This is a genomic window from Variovorax sp. V118 (assembly GCF_041154445.1).
GTDB lineage: Bacteria > Pseudomonadota > Gammaproteobacteria > Burkholderiales > Burkholderiaceae_C > Variovorax > Variovorax boronicumulans.
Map to the genome: position 1 here is coordinate 1,636,797 of NZ_AP028663.1, position 21,042 is coordinate 1,657,838.

19 protein-coding genes and 1 pseudogene are annotated in these 21,042 nt (G+C 66.4%); 14 read left to right on the forward strand and 6 right to left on the reverse strand.

Annotation, left to right across the window (positions count from 1 at the left end; all coding sequences use genetic code 11):
- The first annotated feature begins 43 nt into the window (after nucleotides 1-43).
- The 11 genes and pseudogenes from ACAM52_RS07400 (at nucleotide 44) to ACAM52_RS07450 (ending at nucleotide 13,044) form a co-directional block, all read left to right on the forward strand.
- Nucleotides 44-4,864 (forward strand): RHS repeat-associated core domain-containing protein, encoded by a 4,821-nt coding sequence (locus ACAM52_RS07400; RefSeq protein WP_369646590.1) that lies wholly within the window; start codon nucleotides 44-46, stop codon nucleotides 4,862-4,864.
- A 3-nt stretch (nucleotides 4,865-4,867) separates the two neighbouring features.
- Nucleotides 4,868-5,401, forward strand: a complete 534-nt coding sequence (locus ACAM52_RS07405; RefSeq protein WP_369646591.1) for an SMI1/KNR4 family protein — start codon at nucleotides 4,868-4,870, stop codon at nucleotides 5,399-5,401.
- Nucleotides 5,402-5,694: 293 nt separating this feature from the next.
- Nucleotides 5,695-5,949: a hypothetical protein gene (locus tag ACAM52_RS07410; RefSeq protein WP_369646592.1), complete on the forward strand. Its 255-nt coding sequence runs from the start codon at nucleotides 5,695-5,697 to the stop codon at nucleotides 5,947-5,949.
- 210 nt (nucleotides 5,950-6,159) lie between these two features.
- Entirely contained in the window at nucleotides 6,160-6,405 is a 246-nt protein-coding gene (locus tag ACAM52_RS07415) for a hypothetical protein (protein ID WP_369646593.1), read from the forward strand.
- 250 nt (nucleotides 6,406-6,655) lie between these two features.
- A complete protein-coding gene (locus ACAM52_RS07420; RefSeq protein ID WP_369646594.1) occupies nucleotides 6,656-6,931 on the forward strand; it encodes a hypothetical protein in 276 nt (91 codons plus the stop codon).
- A gap of 44 nt (nucleotides 6,932-6,975) precedes the next feature.
- Nucleotides 6,976-7,470, forward strand: a complete 495-nt coding sequence (locus tag ACAM52_RS07425; protein WP_307585201.1) for a pentapeptide repeat-containing protein — start codon at nucleotides 6,976-6,978, stop codon at nucleotides 7,468-7,470.
- A 63-nt stretch (nucleotides 7,471-7,533) separates the two neighbouring features.
- Entirely contained in the window at nucleotides 7,534-8,016 is a 483-nt protein-coding gene (locus ACAM52_RS07430) for a hypothetical protein (RefSeq protein ID WP_369646595.1), read from the forward strand.
- Between the two features lie 164 nt (nucleotides 8,017-8,180).
- Nucleotides 8,181-8,887, forward strand: a pseudogene (locus tag ACAM52_RS07435) (DUF3348 domain-containing protein).
- Between the two features lie 24 nt (nucleotides 8,888-8,911).
- Nucleotides 8,912-11,731, forward strand: a complete 2,820-nt coding sequence (locus tag ACAM52_RS07440) for a DUF802 domain-containing protein (RefSeq protein WP_369646596.1) — start codon at nucleotides 8,912-8,914, stop codon at nucleotides 11,729-11,731.
- A gap of 1 nt (nucleotide 11,732) precedes the next feature.
- Entirely contained in the window at nucleotides 11,733-12,395 is a 663-nt protein-coding gene (locus tag ACAM52_RS07445) for an OmpA family protein (protein ID WP_369646597.1), read from the forward strand.
- Complete coding sequence (locus ACAM52_RS07450) at nucleotides 12,388-13,044, forward strand: DUF2894 domain-containing protein (protein WP_369646598.1); 657 nt, start codon at nucleotides 12,388-12,390, stop codon at nucleotides 13,042-13,044. The genes ACAM52_RS07445 and ACAM52_RS07450 overlap by 8 nt, the downstream gene beginning before the upstream one ends.
- A gap of 4 nt (nucleotides 13,045-13,048) precedes the next feature.
- Here the strand turns inward: ACAM52_RS07450 and ACAM52_RS07455 are convergent, their stop codons facing one another.
- From ACAM52_RS07455 to alkB, 6 genes are all read right to left on the reverse strand, one after another.
- Entirely contained in the window at nucleotides 13,049-13,444 is a 396-nt protein-coding gene (locus tag ACAM52_RS07455) for a VOC family protein (RefSeq protein ID WP_369646599.1), read from the reverse strand.
- 42 nt (nucleotides 13,445-13,486) lie between these two features.
- Nucleotides 13,487-13,864 carry a YkvA family protein gene (locus ACAM52_RS07460; RefSeq protein ID WP_369647707.1) on the reverse strand — a complete coding sequence of 126 codons (378 nt, stop codon included), beginning with the start codon at nucleotides 13,862-13,864 and terminating at the stop codon, nucleotides 13,487-13,489.
- Nucleotides 13,865-13,878: 14 nt separating this feature from the next.
- Nucleotides 13,879-14,214 (reverse strand): YnfA family protein, encoded by a 336-nt coding sequence (locus ACAM52_RS07465; RefSeq protein ID WP_139706707.1) that lies wholly within the window; start codon nucleotides 14,212-14,214, stop codon nucleotides 13,879-13,881.
- A gap of 30 nt (nucleotides 14,215-14,244) precedes the next feature.
- Entirely contained in the window at nucleotides 14,245-15,927 is a 1,683-nt protein-coding gene (locus tag ACAM52_RS07470; protein ID WP_369646600.1) for an alpha/beta fold hydrolase, read from the reverse strand.
- 165 nt (nucleotides 15,928-16,092) lie between these two features.
- Nucleotides 16,093-17,910: an ABC transporter ATP-binding protein gene (locus ACAM52_RS07475; RefSeq protein WP_369646601.1), complete on the reverse strand. Its 1,818-nt coding sequence runs from the start codon at nucleotides 17,908-17,910 to the stop codon at nucleotides 16,093-16,095.
- Nucleotides 17,911-17,917: 7 nt separating this feature from the next.
- Nucleotides 17,918-18,574: a DNA oxidative demethylase AlkB gene (alkB, locus tag ACAM52_RS07480; RefSeq protein WP_369646602.1), complete on the reverse strand. Its 657-nt coding sequence runs from the start codon at nucleotides 18,572-18,574 to the stop codon at nucleotides 17,918-17,920.
- A gap of 191 nt (nucleotides 18,575-18,765) precedes the next feature.
- Here alkB and ACAM52_RS07485 point away from each other — a divergent pair, with 191 nt between their 5' ends.
- Genes ACAM52_RS07485 through ACAM52_RS07495 form a run of 3 tightly spaced genes read left to right on the forward strand, consistent with a single transcriptional unit; the run spans nucleotide 18,766 to nucleotide 21,009 of the window.
- Nucleotides 18,766-19,434 carry an STN domain-containing protein gene (locus ACAM52_RS07485; RefSeq protein ID WP_369646603.1) on the forward strand — a complete coding sequence of 223 codons (669 nt, stop codon included), beginning with the start codon at nucleotides 18,766-18,768 and terminating at the stop codon, nucleotides 19,432-19,434.
- Nucleotides 19,435-19,441: 7 nt separating this feature from the next.
- A complete protein-coding gene (locus tag ACAM52_RS07490) occupies nucleotides 19,442-19,996 on the forward strand; it encodes an RNA polymerase sigma factor (RefSeq protein ID WP_070061142.1) in 555 nt (184 codons plus the stop codon).
- Complete coding sequence (locus ACAM52_RS07495; RefSeq protein WP_369646604.1) at nucleotides 19,996-21,009, forward strand: DUF4880 domain-containing protein; 1,014 nt, start codon at nucleotides 19,996-19,998, stop codon at nucleotides 21,007-21,009. Before ACAM52_RS07490 ends, ACAM52_RS07495 begins: the two co-directional genes overlap by 1 nt.
- Nucleotides 21,010-21,042: the final 33 nt, after the last annotated feature.

Below are 21,042 nucleotides of genomic sequence, written 5' to 3' on the forward strand. Positions count from 1 at the left end.
CGAGGGCCTGAAGAGAACAAATCAGATCGAGGAAGCACAAAAAATGGCAACGCAGGGACCGCAGGAAACCAAGCCGCGCGAGAAGCAGACCGCGGTCGCGCCGCTCAACGCCATCGCGCCGCAGGACATCGGTGCCGGCGCGGCGCGCTTCGACAAGTGGTTGCGCGATATCAGCAACGACTACGTCACGCTGGAACGCTTGAGCACCGTGGCCGGCAGCTTGCCTGTCATCGGCAACATCATGGCGTTGATCGACGTGATCATGGACATCGTCCTGATCAGCGGACGATTCATCAAGAAAGAGGCTGTTGATTTTCTTGCGTGGGTCAACCTGGGCATCAACCTGATCGGTGTTATTCCTGCACCGCCGAGCATGGCGGCTGCCCGCATGAGCTTGCGCCCGGCACTGCATCTCGTCAAACAGCAGCTCAAGCACAGCGCCTCGAACATTGGCGACGCGTTGATCTCCGTGCTGGTGATGCACCTCAACGACAAGATCGCAGGCGAGATCGAGAAGTTTGTCGACGGTGCGATGAGCAAGCTCTCGGGCATCCTGAACAACTGCGCGGACAAGGCCGATGGCGTTGTCGATGACCTCATCAGCGTGTTGCGCCGCTGCACCGGCGGCGAAGACCTGTTCAAGATCGCGGGCCCCAAGCCGGAGAGGAACACCTACAACCCGAAGAAGGAGAGCATGTGGAACCGCATGCTCGCCGCCGCGGACCGCTATGCCAAACAGGCGGCCAACTACGCCGTCAAGGTGGCGGCCGCACGCCTGCCCGATAAGGCCAAGGCGGTGGTCAACATCGTCATCGGCAGCCTGACCGACTTCAAGGGGGCGCTGCGAGCCAAGTTGATGGCGCTGGCCAGCGCCGAGACCGAGCGCTCGATCATGTGGCTGCTCAAGCGCCTGTTTGCCGCTGTGAAGAAATTCAAGGCCAAGCGTGCCGCTGTGGTGCCGCCTACCAGGGGTACCCAGGCGCAGGCCGCCAGGCCGGGTCACGAACTCGGCGCCGTGAACACCCAGGCTGGCGCCACCGGCAGCGGTAACTGCTGCAAGCAGGGGGCAGCCAAGGCCAAGACCCGCAATTCCATCAGCTTCGCCACAGGAAGCGAGAGCTTCACCCACACGGATTTCGTGCTGCCCGCCACGCTGCCCATCGAATGGAACCGCACCTACAGCAGTGACCTCGACGCCTATGACCAGGGCAGCTTCGGTGCGCGCTGGCTGATCCCGTACACGACGCGCATCGACGTTGTCGAATCCAAGGGCCGACGCGCTCTGGTCTACCGTGCCGCCGACGGCCGCAGCCACGACATCCCCTGGCTGGCCGTGGGCCAAAGCCATCGCAACGCCATCGAGGAATTCAGTGCCACGCGTGTGAGCGACACGCTGCTGGTGCTCGATTTCGGCAAGCCGTTGCCCGCCGGTGAACCGGCTGACTGGCGCGAGAGCTACGAACTCGTCGACACGGTCAGCAGCAAAGTCGCCACCCAAGGCAAGCAGCACTTCCGTCTGGTGGCTCAACATGCCAAGGACGGCGCCGCGATCGGCCTGCGCTACGACCATGCATTGCCTTCCGGCGAGCAGGTGCTGAGCGATGTCGTCAGCAAGCAGGGCGACGTCACGCTCGCACACGTCGGCATCCGGCCGCATGCGATCTCGGGGCGCATCGAATCCGTCTGGGAGCTGAAAGACGGGCAGGTCGTTCGTCAACTCGCCGCCTACACCCACGATGAGGCCGGCGACCTGGTCGCGGCGCAGGACGAGAACGGCGCCGCCTGGGCCTACCAGTACAGCCACCACCTCATCACTCGCTACACCGACCGCACCGGCCGCGGCATGAACCTGGCCTACGACGGCACGGGGGCGCAGGCCAAGGCGATTCGTGAATGGGCGGACGACGGCAGCTTCGACACCCGCCTGGAGTGGGATGAGAACATCCGCCTGACCTATGTGACCGATGCGCTGGGCCAGGAAACGTGGATCTACTACGACATCCTTGGCTACACCTACCGCGTCATCCACCCGGACGAGAACGAGGAGTGGTTCTTCCGCGACGACGCCAAGAACATCACCCGCCATGTGCACGCCGACGGCACGACCGACGACTATGTCTACGACGACGCCGGCAACCTGCAAACCCACACGCAGGCCGATGGCAGCCAGGTCCACTTCGAGTACGACAAGCTCAGCCGCCTGACCGGCGTGCGCGATGCCGAAGGCGGCGCCTGGCGGCGCGACTACAACCCGCAGGGTCACCTCACCGAGGAAACCGACCCGCTCGGCCACAAGACCCAGTACGCCTACGACAAGGCCGGGCGGCCGGTGCAGATCACGGACGCCAAGGGCGGGGTCAAGAAGCTCGCCTACACCCCGACCGGCGAACTCGCCAGCTACACCGACTGCTCGGGCAAGACGACCACCTGGACCTACGACCCTCAAGGCCGCCTCGCCCAAAGCACCGACGCCGCCGGCCAGGTCACCAGGTACCGCTACACCACGCTCGACGAGCAAACGCTGACGGCAGCCCAGGCGGGTGCCAATCACCCCGGCCAGCTCGAAGAAGTGACCCACCCCGATCAGACCAGCGAGCGCCTGGCCCACGACGCCGAGGGCCGCCTGCTGAGGCACACCGACGCCTTGGCGCGCAGCACCCATTACCGCTACGCCGATGCGGGACTCATCGCTGGGCGCACTGACGCTGCAGGCCACACGCTGAGCTACCACTGGGACAAACTGGGGCGCCTCACTCAGCTCGACAACGAGAACCGCAGCCACTACCGCTTCAAGTACGACCCCGTCGGTCGCCTGCTCGAAGAAACCGGCTTCGACGGCAAGGTGACCCAGTACCGCTACGAAGAAACCAGCGGCGTGCTCACCGAAGTGGCAGAAGCAGGGCAGGTCACCCGACTCGCCTTCGACCCCTTGGGTCGACTTGTCGAACGCGAGGCCGCAGCCCAAGCCGAAACCTTCGCCTACGACGGCAACGGCCGTCTCGTCGAAGCCCGGAACCAGGACGCTAAGCTCCAATGGTTCTACGACCCCGCCGGCAACCTCACCCGTGAGCATCACGCCGACCTCGCCAGGGGGCACACCGCCATCTGGCAGCACCGCTACAACGAACTCAACCAGAGAGTCGGCAGCACCCGCCCCGACGGCCACACCCAGGAGTGGCTCACCTACGGCAGCGGCCATGTGCACGGCCTGCTGCTCGACGGCCAGGACATCCTGAGCCTGGAACGTGACGACCTCCACCGTGAAGTCGGCCGCCAGCAGCACAACGGCCTGGCCCAGACGCAAACCTACGACCCTGCCGGGCGGTTGCTCGAGCAGCAGATCACCCACACGAAACCGGCTCCCGGCACCACAGGCGCCGCCGCCATCGGCATCCGCCGCAGCTACCGCTACGACAAAGCCGGTCAACTCACCGGCATCGGCGACAGCCGGCGCGGGCGGCTGGACTACCGCTACGACCCGGTCGGGAGATTGCTCGAGGCCCAGAGCCAACTGGGCAAGGAAGTGTTCGCCTTCGACCCTGCTGGCAACATCGCCGACCCGGTACTGAAGGAGCCCGGCACGGCAGCACTCGCGCGCGAACAGGGCGTGGCCCCCGGCAAGTTGCTGGACAACCTGCTCAAAGAGTACGCAGGCACGAGCTACAAATACGATGCGCACGGCAACCTCATCCAGCGGACGAAGAACGGGCAGAAGACCCTCTTCAGCTGGGACGGCTTCAACCGCATGGTCAGCGCAAAGAGCGAGGAGGGCACCACGACCTTCCGCTACGACCCGATGGGCCGGCGCATTGCCAAGACAAGCGGATCGAGAGAGACCCTCTTCGGTTGGGACGGCGACAACCTCGCCTACGAAAGCGCAACGCCGCTGGACCCCAGGGCCCGAGAGCAGGCGCACACCGTGCACTACGTCCACGAGAAGGACAGCTTCGTGCCGCTGGCGCAGGTGCGAAGACAGGCGCCCCTTCATCTGAGCCCCACCACCGACGTGAAGGCGCTGATGCAGGCCAACGGCGGGGCCTACGACATCGAGCAGGACCCGCTATGGAACGGGCAGGGACTGCAGCAAGCCAGCGCCGAACCGTTCAGGCCCGAAGAAATCGCTTTCTACCAGTGCGACCACCTCGGCACGCCACAGGAATTGACCGACTCGGAAGGCCAGGTCTGCTGGAGCGCGAACTACAAGGCCTGGGGCGAGGCGAAGCAGGCGATCAGCAAGGCGGCAGGGGGCGCGGGGATCACGAATCCGATTCGGTTCCAAGGGCAGTATTTCGACGAGGAAACGGAGCTGCACTACAACCGGTATCGCTACTACGATCCGCACAGTGGGCGGTTTGTATCGAGTGATCCGATTGGATTTTTCGGGGATTCGAATTTTTACGCATATACGAAAAACCCAGTTGAATGGCTTGACCCGCTTGGATTAAAGCCGCGCCGACCGCAAACAGGAGCACCGACACACGCAGGAGCACACGTCCGTCCAGTGAACGGCAGAAGGCCGCTTAATTACTGTTTCGCGGGCAAAACCATGACCGGCTCCGATCTGCCGGCCAGTGTTCGTGGCAAGTATCCGCATGGCGTCCCGTTTAATATGATGGGGTTTCCCGATTTTTCCAGATATGCGGTGAAAAAAGTGAATGTTGGAAGTTTCAATAACGACGATGCAGACTTCAGGGGTGCAAATGATGCAGCATTTGGTGCAAATAACGGATTTGGATCAAAAGCGCCGCCAGGCTACCGCTGGCATCATACGCAGTATGATGGGCGCCTCCAGCTTATTCCCGCCGATATTCATGACGCGGTTCGGCACACCGGAGGTGCCGCTGTTTGTGGTACCAGGAGATAATTCATGGTCAATTTTAAATCGCTGGGCCTCAGTGAGGCTGAACTTTCAAAGTTTGAAAAACTTGGAATTCCGTATAAAAAATCTCTTAAAAAAGAGCTTCTTGCCGCATCGAAAATAGGGCCGGCGAGCGAGGCTGAAATAAATGAGCTTGAAGCCGATTTTGGCCGTTTGCCAGAAGATTATCGAGAATTTTTGTCTACGGTTAACGGCGGGGTGCCAGATAGAAATGGATTTGTTTTGAATGGAAAAAAGATTTCACTGAGCGAATTTTTTGCTGTTGATGGTCCGAAAAATATCTCTCAAACCATTCGATCGAAGCTTGTTGGGTATGAAAATCGAATACCGTCAAATTCGATTCCTATTGGAGGAACGGTTGGCGGGGATTTGATTTTGATGTTTGTCGGAGGGCATGGTGGGTTCTCCGGAATATATCTTTGGAGACACGAAATCGAGGCGGAAAATGCAGGCAATGAATTTTATGGAAATGTCGAAAAATTGACGGAAGATTTTTCGTCCCTATTGGCCTCCTTGGTTTGAATTAAATGGGGTGAATCTGTTATCGATCCGAGGGGCGGGAACACGTGGTTCTGAGGGGATGCAAACTGCGGTGGAAGCCTCTGCTGCGTCTATGTGCCTCAATTTCTTGCGCAACGAATTCAGGATGTTAGGAAGTATCGAAATTCCGTGACTCAAGCTTTTGGGCGCTTCGATGGAGAGGTGCGGAGTAGGGCCGGCGGCATGACATGCAGAGACAATCAGTGTGCGGCCGTGGCTGCAAGAGATAGCTCGAAAGAAAGCTCTCGCCCCAAAGCAAAAGGACGATACGGAAGATGACGAAGCCATTCACTATTCATATTCCGATGCTCCGGGGAAAAGGAATGCTCGATAGGATGAATGATTTCTATGAAGGTATTCTGGGTTATGAACGAGATTTGGAATTGAATATCCTGCGAGTGCCGAATCATTCAAATTTGGCAATTTTCTTTAAGTATTCAAATTCTGCCAAAGGAGGGGTGGAAGAAATAAAGAGTCGCTCTATGAATTTTTCGTCGAGAAGAGTTTTCCCAGTCTTTGCCGAAATTTGAAAGAAAAAGGGGTTGAGTTTGACATGCTTGCATGCACTCCTGGATTCTATTTTGCGAGAATCATGGATCCTTCTGGAAATTTAATAGAAATAATCTCGGAGAGCTTCGAGGATGATCTGAATTTCGACATCTCGAGTTGGAGCATCCATCAGGATGTCGGCTGAAATTTCGCGTTGATGGCGAATTAACTTGCAAGCTAAGGCGCCTATGATGAAGGAATTCCATGCACTTGCGATTGAGGAAGTTGAAGGATCAATTGATCGATTAAAAGCCGAGGGCCTTCTTCTTGAGGAGATGGTTTCTATTGCAGAGGCAGATGTGCTGCGTTGCCGATTTTTGGGGAGGCGTATTAATATTAAGATTGATCTTGCATATGGTGCGGAGATCGATCCGGTTGATTCGTTTTCTAGCCAGGAAATCGATGAAATTTCAAATCTAATCTTGGCGAAGTTGTGATTTGAATTTTTCAACAATCGCTAGGAAGGCCTCCGATTTTGCGCGACATTCGGTGTGAATAATCTTGGGGCTGTGTTGCTGATGGGAATTTCGTCGTCCTGTGTCGAAGGGGTGTTGAGAGATTTAAATGGCTAGAGTATTGATCCATCTTCATGCAAGCGACATTCCGGGCAGCATTGAGTTCTATAGGAATTTCGGATTTTCCCTTGCGACTGATGATGTTGATGGGTCTGGACTCAGAATCGCAAGAATGACTCACAGCTCCGCACCGTCTCTGGTCCTGAATTTTCGTGACAACAACTCTTTGTTGCGCGCCTACAAGGAGGTCGATGACGCGGACCTTCCCGTGGTGGCATTCGGTCTGATTTCTTCTTGGGATGAAGAGTTTTTCGATTGGCAGGACTTGATATTCAAGAGCTTCAGTGATCTTGTTATAAGAAGCGTTTCTCAGCCATACGGAGAGTGGATTTATTTGAAAGATCCTGCTGGAAATAACATCTTGTTTGCCAATTCTGATTTTTATTGAAATTCCAAATGTCTTGATGTGTTGCCATCAATGAGCCCAAGACCATGCCCTCCCAAGTGATCATCCAAAACCACAACCTCTGGCGCAAAGGCGCCGGAGGTGCCCCCGCAGGTCTTGCCGGCATGGCCGACAGCTATGCCTATGCCGGACTGGACCTGAACCTCGCCCAGTTCGCCACCACTGTCTTCACCGGCACCAGCTTTGCTGCGTGCACGTTCAAGCAGGCCGGCTGGACCGGATGCCAGTTCTCGGGCTGCACCTTCACCACGTGCGACTTCGAGGGCATTTCCATCTCCGGGTGCACGTTCTCCAACTGCACCTTCTCGCAGTCACAGTTCCAGCAAAGTCGGCTCAGCGCTTGTCAGTTCAACAACTGCCAATGGAACGGCTTGAATTTCGATGGAGGTCACTGGTCCGATGTCGCCGTGCTGGGATGCACGGGCACCACGGTTCAGGCCGATGGCCTGCGCGGAGAACATGTGGACTTCACTGGCAGCTATTTCGAGCACATGGAGATGCGCAACACGCAGATCAATTGAGTTCGCAAAGCGGCGCGATCTTTCGGAGCATCCATGCCAAGAGGCACCCCCAATCCCAATCCCATGTACGGAATCTACGGCTACGACGACTATTGGAGCGTCGATATTCGCCGTAACAAGGTGCGCATGGTCAAGGCGTTCTACTTCAACACCCACGGCGGTCGCGAGGGTGCCTTGGCGCATGCCCAGGCGCATCGAGATCAATTCGTGCGCGAACACTTGCCGGTGCTGAAGCGCGAGATCGCCCAGCGCGTGCGGCGCGACAACAAGAGTGGTGTGGCGGGGGTGTATTTTCGGGAGGAGCCGGGCGGGAAGAATCCGATGTGGATCGCGATGACCAGAGTCAGCCCCGAGAAATCAGTCAGCAAGGCTTTTTCGGTCGGACGGTATGGCCCTCGCGCGCGAGAACTGGCGATTGCCGAGCGACAAAAGCAACTTGAGCAGATGACGGGGTATGCCTCGCGTCATCCGGCGGATGGATCGACATCACCCTCGATCGCAAGGCCCTCGTCGAGCCCGACCGCGGCCAGCTCAAATCGCTCATAGACCGCCCAAAAAAAGGCAGAAGGAACGTGGTGGGAAGGCCCGGATTTCCTCGGCTCCTGTCACACCCCGTTTCACTTCTCCCGCGCTTCGTGTGCACCAGTTCACAGAGGGAAAGCCGCCAGTTGACCGGTGTAAACTGCCCGGTTTTCTCCCTCTCTCGCGGTATGGTGCAAGTGTCACGGCGCACAGGCTTCACCGGCTCGGCGCTCACTCGCTTGCTCGCTCAATTGAGCGACATCGACGTTCCGAATCCAGGCAAGCCCTCGCGGATCGTTTGAGTCAGTGGTTCAGTTGGACCGACGCCATCTCCTTGTCTGCAGCTTTGGATTCCGATCTGGGCGTCGCCGTGTCCGGCGTCCGGGCGTCCGAGGGCGCCGAGGAGGCGCAGGAGTGCGCGCGCCTGAAGGCTGCGCTGGCCAAGGGCAATGCCGACGGCGGCGTGGCCTCGGTGCTGCCGGGCGCGAACGACGACTTTCCGCCGTACCGCCGCCGCTACTTCGCGCGGCAGCAGGCCATGGAAACGGCCATCGAACCGCTGCGCGCGCGTCTGCGGGCCCGGCTCGCCACCCGCTCGCCCGAGCTGGCCCGGCTGGCCGCGGTGGACGCCATCCTGGAACAAGTGGTGGGCGCGCGCGAACGCAGCCTGCTGGCGAGCGTGCCCACGCTGCTGGAGAAACACTTCAAGCGTTTGCGTGAGGCCCATCAGGCCGCGCAGGACGCCAACCCCGACAACCCCCAGCCGCCAGCGACCGCCGCCGCCGCCGGCTGGCTGGACGTGTTCGGCCGTGACATGCAAAGCGTGCTGCGGGCCGAGCTGGACATTCGCATGCAACCGGTCGAAGGCCTGCTAGAAGCCCTTCGCGATCGCTAGCCCCATAAGAGACAACAAGCTTCCATGAACAGATTTTTCCATTACGCCGTCTTCCTCGTGGGCCTGGCCGTCGTGTGCTGGGTCGGTGCCAGCTATGTCGGCCACAACCCGCTGGCCCTGGTGATCACGGCGCTGATCGGCGCGTTCTACCTGATGGGTGCGCTGGAGCTGCACCGCTTCCACCAGGCCACCGGCACGCTCTCGCACGCGGTGGACGACCTGTCGGCGCCGCCGGCCAGCCTCGGCGACTGGCTCGCCGGCCTGCATCCCTCGCTGCGCAACGCGGTGCGCCTGCGCATCGAAGGCGAGCGCGTGGGCCTGCCGGGCCCGGCGCTCACGCCGTACCTCGCGGGCCTGCTGGTGCTGCTGGGCATGCTGGGCACCTTCCTGGGCATGGTGGTCACGCTCAACGGCACGGGGCTGGCGCTCGAAAGCGCGACCGACGTGCAGGCCATCCGCAACTCGCTGTCGGCGCCCGTGCGCGGCCTGGGCCTGGCCTTCGGCACCTCGGTGGCGGGCGTGGCCGCATCGGCCATGTTGGGCCTGGCCTCGGCGCTGTGCCGGAGCGAACGCCTGCTGGCCGGGCAGTCGCTCGACACGCTCATCGCCACGTCGCTGCGCGGCCATTCGCTGGCGCACCGCCGCGAAGAGTCGTTCAAGCTGATGCAGCAACAGGCCCACGCGATGCCCGCACTGGTCGACCAGCTGCAGGCCATGGTGGCCGCGATGGACCGCCAGAGCCAGTCGATCAACGAACGCCTCGTCGCCAGCCAGGACACCTTCCACCAGAAGACCGAAGCCGCCTACACGGGGCTCGCCGCATCGGTCGACCGCTCGCTGAAAGACAGCCTGGCCGACAGCGCCCGCATCGCCGGTGAAACGATCCAGCCCGTGGCGAAGGTCATGCCCGAGCTGGTCGGCCAGCTGCAGACCATGATGGCCGCGATGGAGCGCCAGACCCAGGCGCAGAACGACCGCCTCGTGGCCAGCCAGGACAGCTTCCACCAGAAGGCCGAGGCCGCGTACACGGGGCTGGCCGCTTCGGTCGATCGCTCGCTCAAGGACAGCCTGGCCGACAGCGCCCGCATCGCCGGTGAAACCATCCAGCCGGTGGCGAAGGTCATGCCCGAACTGGTCGGCCAGCTGCAGACCATGATGGCCGCGCTGGAGCGCCAGGGCCAGGCACAGAACGAGCGCCTCGTCGCCAGCCAGGACAGCTTCCACCAGAAGGCCGAAGCCGCGTACAGCGGCCTGGCCGCGTCGGTCGATCGCTCGCTCAAGGACAGCCTCACCGACACCGCCCGCATCGCCGGCGCGACGATCCAACCCGTGGTCGAGGCGGCCATGCTCGGCATCGCGCGCGAAGCGGCCTCGCTGCAGGGCGGCATGGCGCAGGCCGTCGAACGGCAGCTCGAGGGCCTCACGGGCCGCTTCGAGGCCTCGACCGCCGGCGTGGCCGACACCTGGAAGGCCGCGCTGGCCGAACACGAGCGCGCGAGCGGGGCGCTGTCGAGCGACCTGCGCGGCACGCTCGAACGCTTTGCCGAAACCTTCGAGCAGCGCTCGGCCGCGTTGGTCGATGGCGTGTCCGCCCGCCTCGAAAGCACCGTGGGCAGCGTGTCCGACACCTGGGGCAGCGCGCTCGCGCAGCACCAGCGCGTGAGCGAAAAACTGTCGGGCGATTCGCACCAGGCGCTCGCCGCCGCCGCCGCCACCTTCGAACAGCATTCGGTGTCGCTGCTGCGCACCGTGGGCGAAGCGCACACCAGCCTGCAGACCGAACTGGCCGCGCGCGATGCGCAGCGCCTGTCGGCCTGGAGCCAGTCGCTCGAAGCCATGGCCGCGTCGCTGCAGAAGGAGTGGCAGCAGGCCGGCGCGCACACGCTGAGCCAGCAACAGCAGCTGAGCGATACGCTGGCGCAGGCCGCGCGCGACGTGTCGGCGCAGGCCGAAGCGCACGCCAAGCAGACCGTCGCCGAAGTCGCGCAGCTGCTGCAGGCCGCGTCGGACGCACCCCGCGCCGCCGCGTCGCTGCTCGACACCGTGCGCGAGGCGCACGCCAACCTGCAGACCGAACTCGCCACGCGCGACGCGCAGCGCCTCGCGGCCTGGAGCGGCTCGCTCGAGACCATGGCCGCCTCGCTGCAGAAGGAATGGCAGCAGGCCGGCGCGCACAGCCTGAGCCAGCAGCAGCAGATGAGCGAGACGCTGGCGCAGACCGTGCGCGACATGTCGTCGCAGGCCGAGGCCAATGCGAAGCAGACCGTGGCCGAAGTCGCGCAGCTGCTGCAGGTGGCGGCCGAAGCACCGAAGGCCGCGGCCGATGTGATCGCCGAGCTGCGCCAGAAGCTGTCCGACGGCATGGCGCGCGACAACGACATGCTCGAAGAGCGCAGCCGCATCCTCGGCACGCTCGAAACCTTGCTCGGCGCGGTGAACCATGCCTCGACCGAGCAGCGCAGCGCCATCGACGCGCTCGTCACGGCCTCGGCCGACATGATGGAACGCGTGGGCAGCCGCTTCACCGAGAAGGTCGAGAGCGAGACCGAGAAGATGGCCGGCATCGCCGCGCAGATCACCGGCGGCGCGGTCGAGGTGGCGAGCCTGGGCGAGGCCTTCGGCTTTGCCGTGCAGCGCTTCGGCGAATCGAACGACAAGCTCGTGGCGCACCTGCAGCGCATCGAGGGCGCGCTGGGCAAGTCGCTGGCGCGTAGCGACGAGCAGCTGGCCTACTACGTGGCGCAGGCGCGCGAGGTGATCGACCTGAGCATCATGTCGCAAAAGCAGATCGTCGAAGACCTGCAGCAGTTCGCCAGCCGCCAGACCGCAGGCAGCGAGGCCTGAGATGGTGCGCGACGAGATCGACCTCGACGCCGGCCTGGAGCCGACCGTCCCTGTGTGGGCGGTGTTCGGCGACCTGATGGCGGGCATGCTGGGCGCGTTCGTGCTGATCCTGGTGTGCGTGCTCGGCATGCAGCTGGACCTGGCGAGCCGCCTCGAAACCGAGGTGCAGCAGCGCCGCGCCGAATCGCAGCGCCGCGAGGCGCTCGAGCAGGCGCTGGCCGGCCCGCTTGCGGCGGGCCGCGTGACGCTCAACAACGGCCGCATCGGCATCAGCGGCAGCGTGCTGTTCGCCTTCAACTCCGCCGACCTGCAACCCGGTGGCCGCCAACTGCTCAAGAGCCTGGCGGGCCCGCTGGGCGCCTACCTGAAGGCGCGCGACGAGATCCTGATGGTGAGCGGCTTCACCGACGACCGGCAGATGCGCGACGGCGCGCGCCTGTTCGCCGACAACTGGGAGCTGTCCGCCCAGCGCGCGCTCACCGTGACGCGCGCGCTGATCGAAGAGGGCGTGCCCTCGTCGTCGGTGTTCGCTGCGGCCTTCGGCGCCGAGCAGGCCGTGGCTTCGAACAGCGACGCCGAAGGCCGCGCGAAGAACCGGCGCGTGGAGATGGCGCCGACGCCCCGGCCCAAGAACACCCCCGACGCTGCGAAGTCCCGTGAGTAACGACAGCGCACCGGACGATCAGGTCGACCCCGTCGCGGCGCTCGACGCCTGGCGCGCGCGCGGCGACGACCGCTTCGACCCGGTGCGCTTCCGCTTCATCGAGGCGATGGCGCAGCGCGCGGCGGCGCACGAGGGCGAGGCACGGCGCCTGCTCGATGCGCGGCTGGCCAGCCTCATGGCGACCTACCGCGCCGATCTGGAGAAGGTCGAACCCGAGGCCGAAGCGCCGGCAGAGGCACCGCTGCACACCGCGCTCGCCGAGCTGATGAACCACATCGCCCAGCTCGCGCCGCTGCCGCCGCCGCCCGACGCGGAGTCGACCGATGGTGACGCCGTGCCCAGCCTCTCGACCGCGCCCGAGCTCAAGACACTGAGCTACTTCCGCGGCACCTGGTCCAGGCTCGCCGCCGACCAGCGCGTGACGCAGTCGCTCGCCAAGGTGCCGAAGAACGCGGGCCCGCTCAACACGCACCACCTCGTGCAGCGCGCGCTCACGCTGATGCGCGACCTGTCGCCGCAGTACCTGCAGCGCTTCATGGCGCACGTCGATGCGCTGCTGTGGATCGAGCAGGTGAACGCCGCCGCCGAGGCCGCGCGCGTGGCGCGCACCGAGAGCCCGCGCAAGAGTTCGCGCAGTCGCGCGAGCTAGAAGCTCAGCCCGCCGCGTCGTGGCACACGACGCACAGCTTGTTGCCGTCCGGGTCGCGGAAGTACGCGCCGTAGTAGTCGGGGTGGTAGTGCGTGCGCAGCCCTGGCGGGCCCTCGCAGCTGCCGCCGTGCGCGAGCGCGGTGCGATGCACCGCATCGACCATCGCCCGCGTGCCGGCGGTGAACGCCGCCATCTGGCCGTTGCCCGCGTCGTGCGGCCGGCCGTCGTGAGGCTGGCAGATCACGAAGAAGGGCCGCGCGCGCCCCGCGCTGTGCCAGCCCGCCCAGGGTTTTGCCGGCTCGCAGAAGCGGCGCTCCAGGCCGAGGCCGTCCATCACCGCGTCGTAGAAGGCCAGCGCGCGGTCGAAATCGGAGACGCTGAAGAAGACATGAGAGAACATTTCGGCTCCTTGTGAAGCGGGGGAATGGCCGGCGTGAAATCGTCAGCGCGGCCAGAGCCACCAGGCCAGCCCGGCGGCTGCCAGCACCCAGACGCCGATGACCAGCGCCATGCCAGTCTTGCTCGTCGGCTTGCTGCCCGTGCGCGCCATCCATTCCTCGGCCCGCGCGCGGCTGCGCACGATGACCTCGGGCGGCAGCAGTCGCACCGCGAGCCAGATCAGCGCGGGCAGCAGCAGCACGTCGTCGAGGTAGCCGAGCACGGGAATGAAGTCGGGAATGAGGTCGATGGGGCTCAGCGCATAGGCCACCGTGAACCAGCACAGCGCCTTCGGAAGCCATGGCGTTGCGGGGTCGCGGCAGGCGAACCAGAGGGTGACGGCGTCGCGTTTGATGCGGCGCGCCCAGTCGCGCAGGTTCATCGTGGCCACGCGCCTCAAGCCGCGCTGCGCGGCCCGAACATGATGATGCCCATGCCGACGAAGCACACGGCCACGCCGACCCAGTCGCTGGTGGACGGCGTCACCTTGTCCACGGCCCAGAGCCACAGGATGGCCACGCCGATGTAGACCCCGCCATAAGCCGCATACACGCGGCCGGCAGCCGTCGGGTGCAGCGAGAGCAGCCACGCGAAGAGCGCCAGGCTCAGTGCCGCGGGCAGCAGCAGCCAGGCCGACTGGCCTTGCTTGAGCCACAGGTAGGGCAGGTAGCAGCCGACGATTTCCGCGAGCGCGGTCGCGATGAAGAGGCCGAGGGTCTTGAGCAGGTCCATGGCCGCCATTGTGGCGGTGGCCTGTCGATCTCAGGGCTGTCGTCCGGGGCCTGTGCCAGGACGTGACGAGGGCTCCCACACATCGGGCGTGGTGGCGACCAGTGACTTGAAGTCCTTCCACGGCCGCGCGCCTGGCACCGTGCGCCCGCCGACGATCACCACCTTCGCGTAGGCCACCATGCGCTCGCGCAGGTAGCGGCGCTCGGACTCGGGCCAGGTCTCGATGGCGTGCGGTCCGCGCGACAGCACGATCTCCTTCACGCCGCGGATGCGGTTGTAGGCGGCCACGGTGCCTTCGAGCGATTCGGCGCGGTCCCACAGGCCCTTGCCGAAGAAGGCGGCGGGCCAGCGGTCCATGCCCGCGAGCGTGGCGGAGTTCGGATAGAAAAGGATGTGGTGGTCCGCCGCCATGCCGCCCAGAAACAGGTTGCGGTCGGCCAGGTCGGGCGCATCGGGCAGGTAGCCCGCGCCGCTGGCGAACGACGACAGCAGGATGGCGCCGCGGATGTTGCGCCAGCCGCGCGCCGGCGTGCAGTTGGGCACGGGCATGTCGAAGCTGCAGGCGGCCACGTAGTTGCGCGTCATGGCCCAGGCGGTCGACATCGAGCCGCGCGAGTAGCCGCCCAGCACCAGCGGAATCTCGCTGGCCTTCTGGCCCGCCAGCAGCCGGCCGCGCGCGGCGTTGCCTTCGAGCAATTGGCCCGTGGGCGTGAGCACCCGCAGGCCCTGGCCGTGCTCGAGCTGCGCGAGCACGCGAAACACGTCCTCGCCTTGCTCCAGCGTGTTGGTGTCGCTCACGCCGCCCGACAGGCCTTCGCCGCGCCGGTCGTAGGCCAGCACGTCGAAGCCGGCCTGGTTCAGCGCGTGCAGGTTCTCGCGCCACCAGCGCTGGCCCATCGCCTCGGTGGTGCCGTTGGGGAAAGACACCGGCACGGCCTTGCCGCTGGCGCCCTCGATGCGGTAGGCCACCTCGTCCGGGTGCTGGAGGGCCGTGAGCTGCCCGCCGCCGCCCGCCGCCATGACGGCCAGGGCGCGCACCTTGCGGCCGCGCCCGTCGTCCACGCCCGCGCCTTCGAGGTACCAGCCGCGCAGCTTGATCGGATCGGCGAGCTTCAGGTCGAGCCGCTCGAAGGTGTCGCGCGGCACGGTGAACTCGACGATGTGGGTGCGCGCGTCGGCCTCGGCAATGCCTTCGCGGTAGGGCGCCTTCGCGAAGAAGGCGGGGCGGCGGATCTGTTTCAGGTCGACGTTCGGGCTGTCGGCATCGATGCGTCCGGCCGGATCGACCGCGCCCGTCACGCGCGTGGCGCGGGCCTTGTTGGGCGGCAGCCAGCGCTGCATCTGTGCGTTCACGCGCGCGAAGCAGGCCGGCTCGGCCTTGCAGGTGCGCCAGCGCGCCTTGAGTTGGTCGTCGGTGAACGCGCCCACGTGGTAGTCGCCGCCCGCGTAATTGGTGGGCACGGGGTAGGCGCTCATGAGCACGGGCACGCACACGCGCGGGCCGCCGGCGTTCACCGCGGTGCCGGCCTGCGGCAGCAGGTAGCCGCCCACCCGCGCGTTGCGGTCGGCGCCGACCCAGGCCATGCAGTCGGTGGGCGGCGGCTTGCTGGCGGCGGCCTGGCGCTGTTCGGCCGTGGTGCCGGTGGTGCAGGCGGACAGGCCCAGCAGGGCACCGAGCAGGGCGAGCGGAAGGGTGGCGCGGGAAGAACGCATGGGGCGGGAAACGCTCGCGGAATGAAGAACCATGTGATTGGAACGCAGCCGAGGCGCAAAAAGGGACCGCACAGGACCAAGCGTGAACAAATGGATGCCGATACTGTTGCAGAAGGCATGCCAGCGCGGCGGGTGTGAACGCCGCGTTCTGGCGCAGGAGGGGTCCTACTGCTTGTGACCGGACGCTGCCTCCCGAAGCATCGGCTGGCGCGCCATCACCTCGTCGCGCGGGCCGTGGTCGCGCACATGGCCGGCTTCCATGAGGATCACGGTGTCGAAGCGCTCGAGCAAGCTCAGCCGGTGCACCGAGGCGATCACGCAGGCCTGCGGAAACGCCGCCGCGATGCGCCCCAGCACGCGCGCCTCGGTGGCGGCGTCGAGCGCGCTGGTCGGCTCGTCGAGCAGCAGCAGCGAACTGCCTTCGGCCGCGAGCACGCCGCGCGCCAGGCACAGCCGCTGGCGTTGGCCGCCCGACAGGTTGAAGCCGCGTTCCGAGATCGCGCTGTCGAGGTCGCCGTGCGTGGCCTGCAGCACCTCGTCGAAGGTGCTGGTGTGCAGCGCGGCGCGCAGGCGCTCGTCGTCGCAGGGACGCCCGAAGGCCAGGTTCTCGCGCACGCTGGCCTCGAACAGCTCGGTCTCCTGCGGGATCAGCGTGGCGAGCTGGCGCAGCCGGGCCCAGTCGGTCCGCTCGCCGTCGAGCGAGAGCGTGCCGCCGTGCGGCGCATACAGGCCGGCCAGCACGCGCAGCAGCGTGCTCTTGCCGCCGCCGCTGGGGCCCACCAGCGCCACGCGCTGGCCCCGGCGCAGCGAGAGCGCCACGTCGTGCAGGCCGCTGCGCGCGGGCGCGGCCGGATCGTCGGCGACGGCGCCGCGCGGGGCGTAGCGCCATCGCAGTTGAGCGACCTGCAGCTGCGTCCACGGCGCCTGCGCGTCGATGCGTTCATGCGCCGGCACTGCTTCGGGCGGGGCCTCGAGCGTGGGGCTCGTCGGCGCGTGCCAGATCGGTTCGGCGCTGCTGTAGTCGGTGTGCATGCGCGCGAAGAAACTGAAGTTGGCCGCCACCGAGGTGACCACGCCCGCCGCCTGCTGCGCGTACTGGTAGATCATGAACACCGCGCCCAGCATCACGGCCTGCCCCGGCGCGCGCGCCTGCCACACATAGATGACCACCAGGCCCCAGGTCAGCGCCAGCCCCATCAGGTCGACCGCGAACCACTTGCCCTCGTTGAGCACCACGGTGCGCTTCAGCGGCAGCGACACGGCCGCCATGCGACGGCGCAGCAACAGGCGCGACGCGCCCTGCAGCCGCAGGCCGATCACCGTGGAGGCGTTGCCCAGGAAGTCGAGCAGCGCGGCCACGTAGCGCCGGTCGGCGTCGTTCTCGGCGCGCGCGAGCTTCATGAGCGCGCGGTCGATGCGCACGATCACCACGCCGATCAGCACATAGCCCGCGAGCGCGGTCACGCCGCTGGTGCGCGACAGCAGCGCCAGCGCCACCAGCGGCCCGACGAAGTTGACGGCGTTGGTGAGCCAGATGAACTGGTTCTGCGCGAAGTCGGCGAGCGCGCGGCTGGCCTGGTGCACGCGGTGCTGCAGCTCGCCCGAGTGGTGGCTGTCGTGCCAGGCGAGCGGTGCGGCGGCGATGCGCGCATAGAGCTGGTCGGCCAGCGTTTCGCGCACCTTCAGGCCCACGTTGCGCTCCAGGATGCGGCCCGGCCCGTGTAGCGCCCACGCGCCGACGTACACCCCCGCGAGCGTGGCGATCCAGCGGCCCGCCGCGGGCAGGTCGCCGCGCTGCAGCGCGTTGATGGCCTGGCCCGCGAGGTAGGGCAACGTGAGGCGGATCAGCTGCGAGCTGGCGAGCAGCGCGGTGGCGGCCAGCAGCTGCGCACGCGCGCCGGCGGCGAAATGCCACAGCGCGGCGTAGAGCGCACGGATGGCGCGGCCGGGGGATTCGGTGGAGGAGGTGGTCGAACTCGTCATGCGCGCATCAACCGGCCTTGCGGAAGGTGAGGTTGATGCGCTGCGCGCCGAGCCGTGCCTGCAGCGGATGCGGTGCGTCCTTGAGCGGCAGCACGCCATGAAAGCGCAGCCGGTCCACGCCGCCCCACACCACCACGTCGCCGTGCACCAGCGGAATGCGGGTGGTCTTGTCGGCGCGCGCGAGCCCGCCGAACTGGAACACCGCCGGCATGCCCAGCGACACCGACACGATCGGCGCGCCGTGGTCGCGCTCGTCGCGGTCCTGGTGCAGCGAGAGCCGGCTGCCCGGCTGGTAGCGGTTGACCAGGCAGGCGTCGGGCGCAAAGCCGTCGAAGCCGGCCAGCGCCGCCGCGTCGCGCGCGAGCAGCGCAAAGGCCTCGGGCATCGCGGGCCAGGGCACACCGCTGTCGGGGTCGACCGCGCTGTAGCGGTAGCCGCGCCGGTCGCTGGTCCAGCCGAGCGCGCCGCAGTTGGTGAGCGCGACCGACATGGTGAAGCCGCCCGGCGTGACCAGATGGCGGAACGGCGCGCGCGCCGCCACGTCGTCGATGGCGTCGAGCAGCGCGTCGGCGCGCGGCAGCGCAAAGCCCGGCAGCACGAAGGCGGCCGGGCCGATCGGCTCGCGCGCGGCGCGCGGCGGGGCGTCGAAGAGGTCGAACGTCATGGGGGCATTGTCGCCAGCGACAGGGGCGCTTCGGACCGTGGCGGTGGCTGCGATGCATTCAAGCTGTCACAAAGCGTCACTAGCATTCCGAGCACCAAAGCAGTACGCGGCACCGGCCCGGCGCCTGCGATTCCTCCTTCGTCACAGGACCCGGCATGTCTCGCGTTGCTCGGTCACGGTGGGTGTGTGTCTTGACCCTGATCCTCGGAATTCTGTCCCTCGCGGCCGTGTCGCATGCCGGCGAACCTGCGCCTTCGCCCGATGCGGCGGGGCGCATCGCCTTCGACCTGCCGGCCCAGCCGCTGGCCACCGCCGTGCAGGTCTATGCGCAGGCAACGGGGCAGTCCGTGTTCTTCGACGGGCAGCTCACCGCCGGCCTCGAATCCGCCGCGTTGCACGGCCTGTTCACCCCGCGCGAAGCGCTGCAGCGCCTGCTGGCCGGCACGCGGCTCGCCGCGCGCCACACCGACGCGCGCACCTTCACGCTGGTCGAGGCCGAGGCACCGCCGCCCGCGGTTGCGACGGCGCCGGCCGCGCCTGCCGCTCCCGCCATGTCCCCGCGCGACGCGCGCGTGGTGCAGCAGGCGCTGGAACGCACGCTGTGCCGGTGGCCGCATGCGCGCCCGGGCACCTACCGCGCGCTCGTGCAGTTGTGGGTCGGGCCCGGCGGCCATGTGCGGCGCACGCGGCTGCTCAGTTCCACCGGCCTGGCACAGCGCGACGCCGCGCTCGAAGCGGCAATGAACACCTTGGTGCTCGACCGTCCGCCCGAAGGCGAGGCCGACCAGCCGCTCACGGTGCTGCTGCTGCCGCGCACCGGCGACCGCCCCGACGTCTGCGACGCAGCGGTTTCTCCCTGAGCACGCCGTGGAACAGGACACCCCCGGCTTCCTGCGCAGCCTGCTGACCAGCCGCTACATCGACTTCCGCAACCGCCTGCGCCGCCGCCTGGGCTCGGAAGAGCAGGCCGACGACGTGCTGCACGAGACCTGGCTGCGCGTGCAGCGCATGAGCGACCCCGGCCCGGTGCAAAGCCCCATGGCCTACCTGCTGCGCATCGCGTCGAACGTGGCGGAAGACCGGCGCATCTCCCACGGGCGGCTGCTCGACTTCGTGGAGGTCGAGGAGCTGCTGCATTTTTCGGACGACAGCCACGACCCGGCCCGCGTCTCGGAGGCGCGCAGCGAGGTGCAGGCGCTGGAGCGCGCGCTCGAAGAGCTGCCGCGCCGCCGCCGCGACATCTTCATCGCCTCGCGCGTGGACGAGACGCCGCATGCCGATCTGGCGCGGCGCTACGGCGTGTCGGTGCGCATCGTCGAGCGCGAAGTGAAGGCTGCGCTGGTGCATTGCGCGGGGCGTTTGGGACGCGATGTGATCCAGCGGTTCGGTCCCGGCGCCGGAAAACAGTCTGAGAAGACATGATGGCCGCACCCACCCCGATCCCAGACGCCGACCGCGCAGCCCTGGACGCCCAGGCGCACGACTGGCTCGTGCGCCTGACCTCCGGCCGCGCCACCACCGGCGACGCGCAGGATTTCCGCCGCTGGTGCGCCCGCAGCCCGCAGCACGCGCAGGCCATGGCCGAAGCGACGCGGCTGTGGGATTTGACCCGGCCCGCCGCCGAAGCGGTGGCACGGCGCATGCCTGCCATGGACACGCCGCCGCGCACGGCCATCGCCGTGTCGCGCCCGCCGATGTTCGGCCGCCGCCAGTTCCTCGGCGCCGCGCTCGCGGCCGGGGCCGCCGCCTTCGTGGTGGTGCGCCCGCCGGCCGGCCTGTGGCCCGCGCTGTCCGACATGACGGCCGACTACCGCACCGGCACCGGCGAGCAGCGCCGCGTGGTGCTGGCCGATGCGGCGGCGGTGGTCGAGATGAACACGCAGACCAGCCTCAACCTCGCGCGCGGCGCCGAGGGCGAGCCGCCCGTGCTCGACATGCTCGGCGGCGAGGCGCAGGTGCAGCTCGACGCGGCGCGCCGCGCGCCCTTCACCATGACGGTGGGCGGCGCGCGCCTCGTGGCCGCGTCGGCCAGCCGCTTCAATGTGCGCGCCACCGGCGGCGAGGTGTGCGTGACCTGCTTCGCGGGCTCGGTCGAGCTGCGCGACGGCGAGCGCGTGCTGGTGGCGGGCGAGGCGCAGCAGATCCGCTACGGCGGCCGGCGCGAGGCCGAGGTGGCGCGCGCGTCCGACCTCGCGGCGGTGGCCGCCTGGCGCGAGCGCGTGCTGGTGTTCGACGACACGCCGCTGGCGGCCGTGGTCGACGAGATCAACCGCTACCGCCCGGGCCGCCTCATCGTCACGCGTGCCGAACTCGGCCGCCGCAAGGTGCAGGCGCGGCTGCGGCTGGACGAGCTGCCGCATGTCGAGACGCTGATCGCCGTGAGCTACGGCGCGAAGCTCACGTCGCTGCCCGCCGGCATCGTGCTGCTCGGATAGCCGCGCTGTGTGACGCGGCTGTGAAAAAAGCAG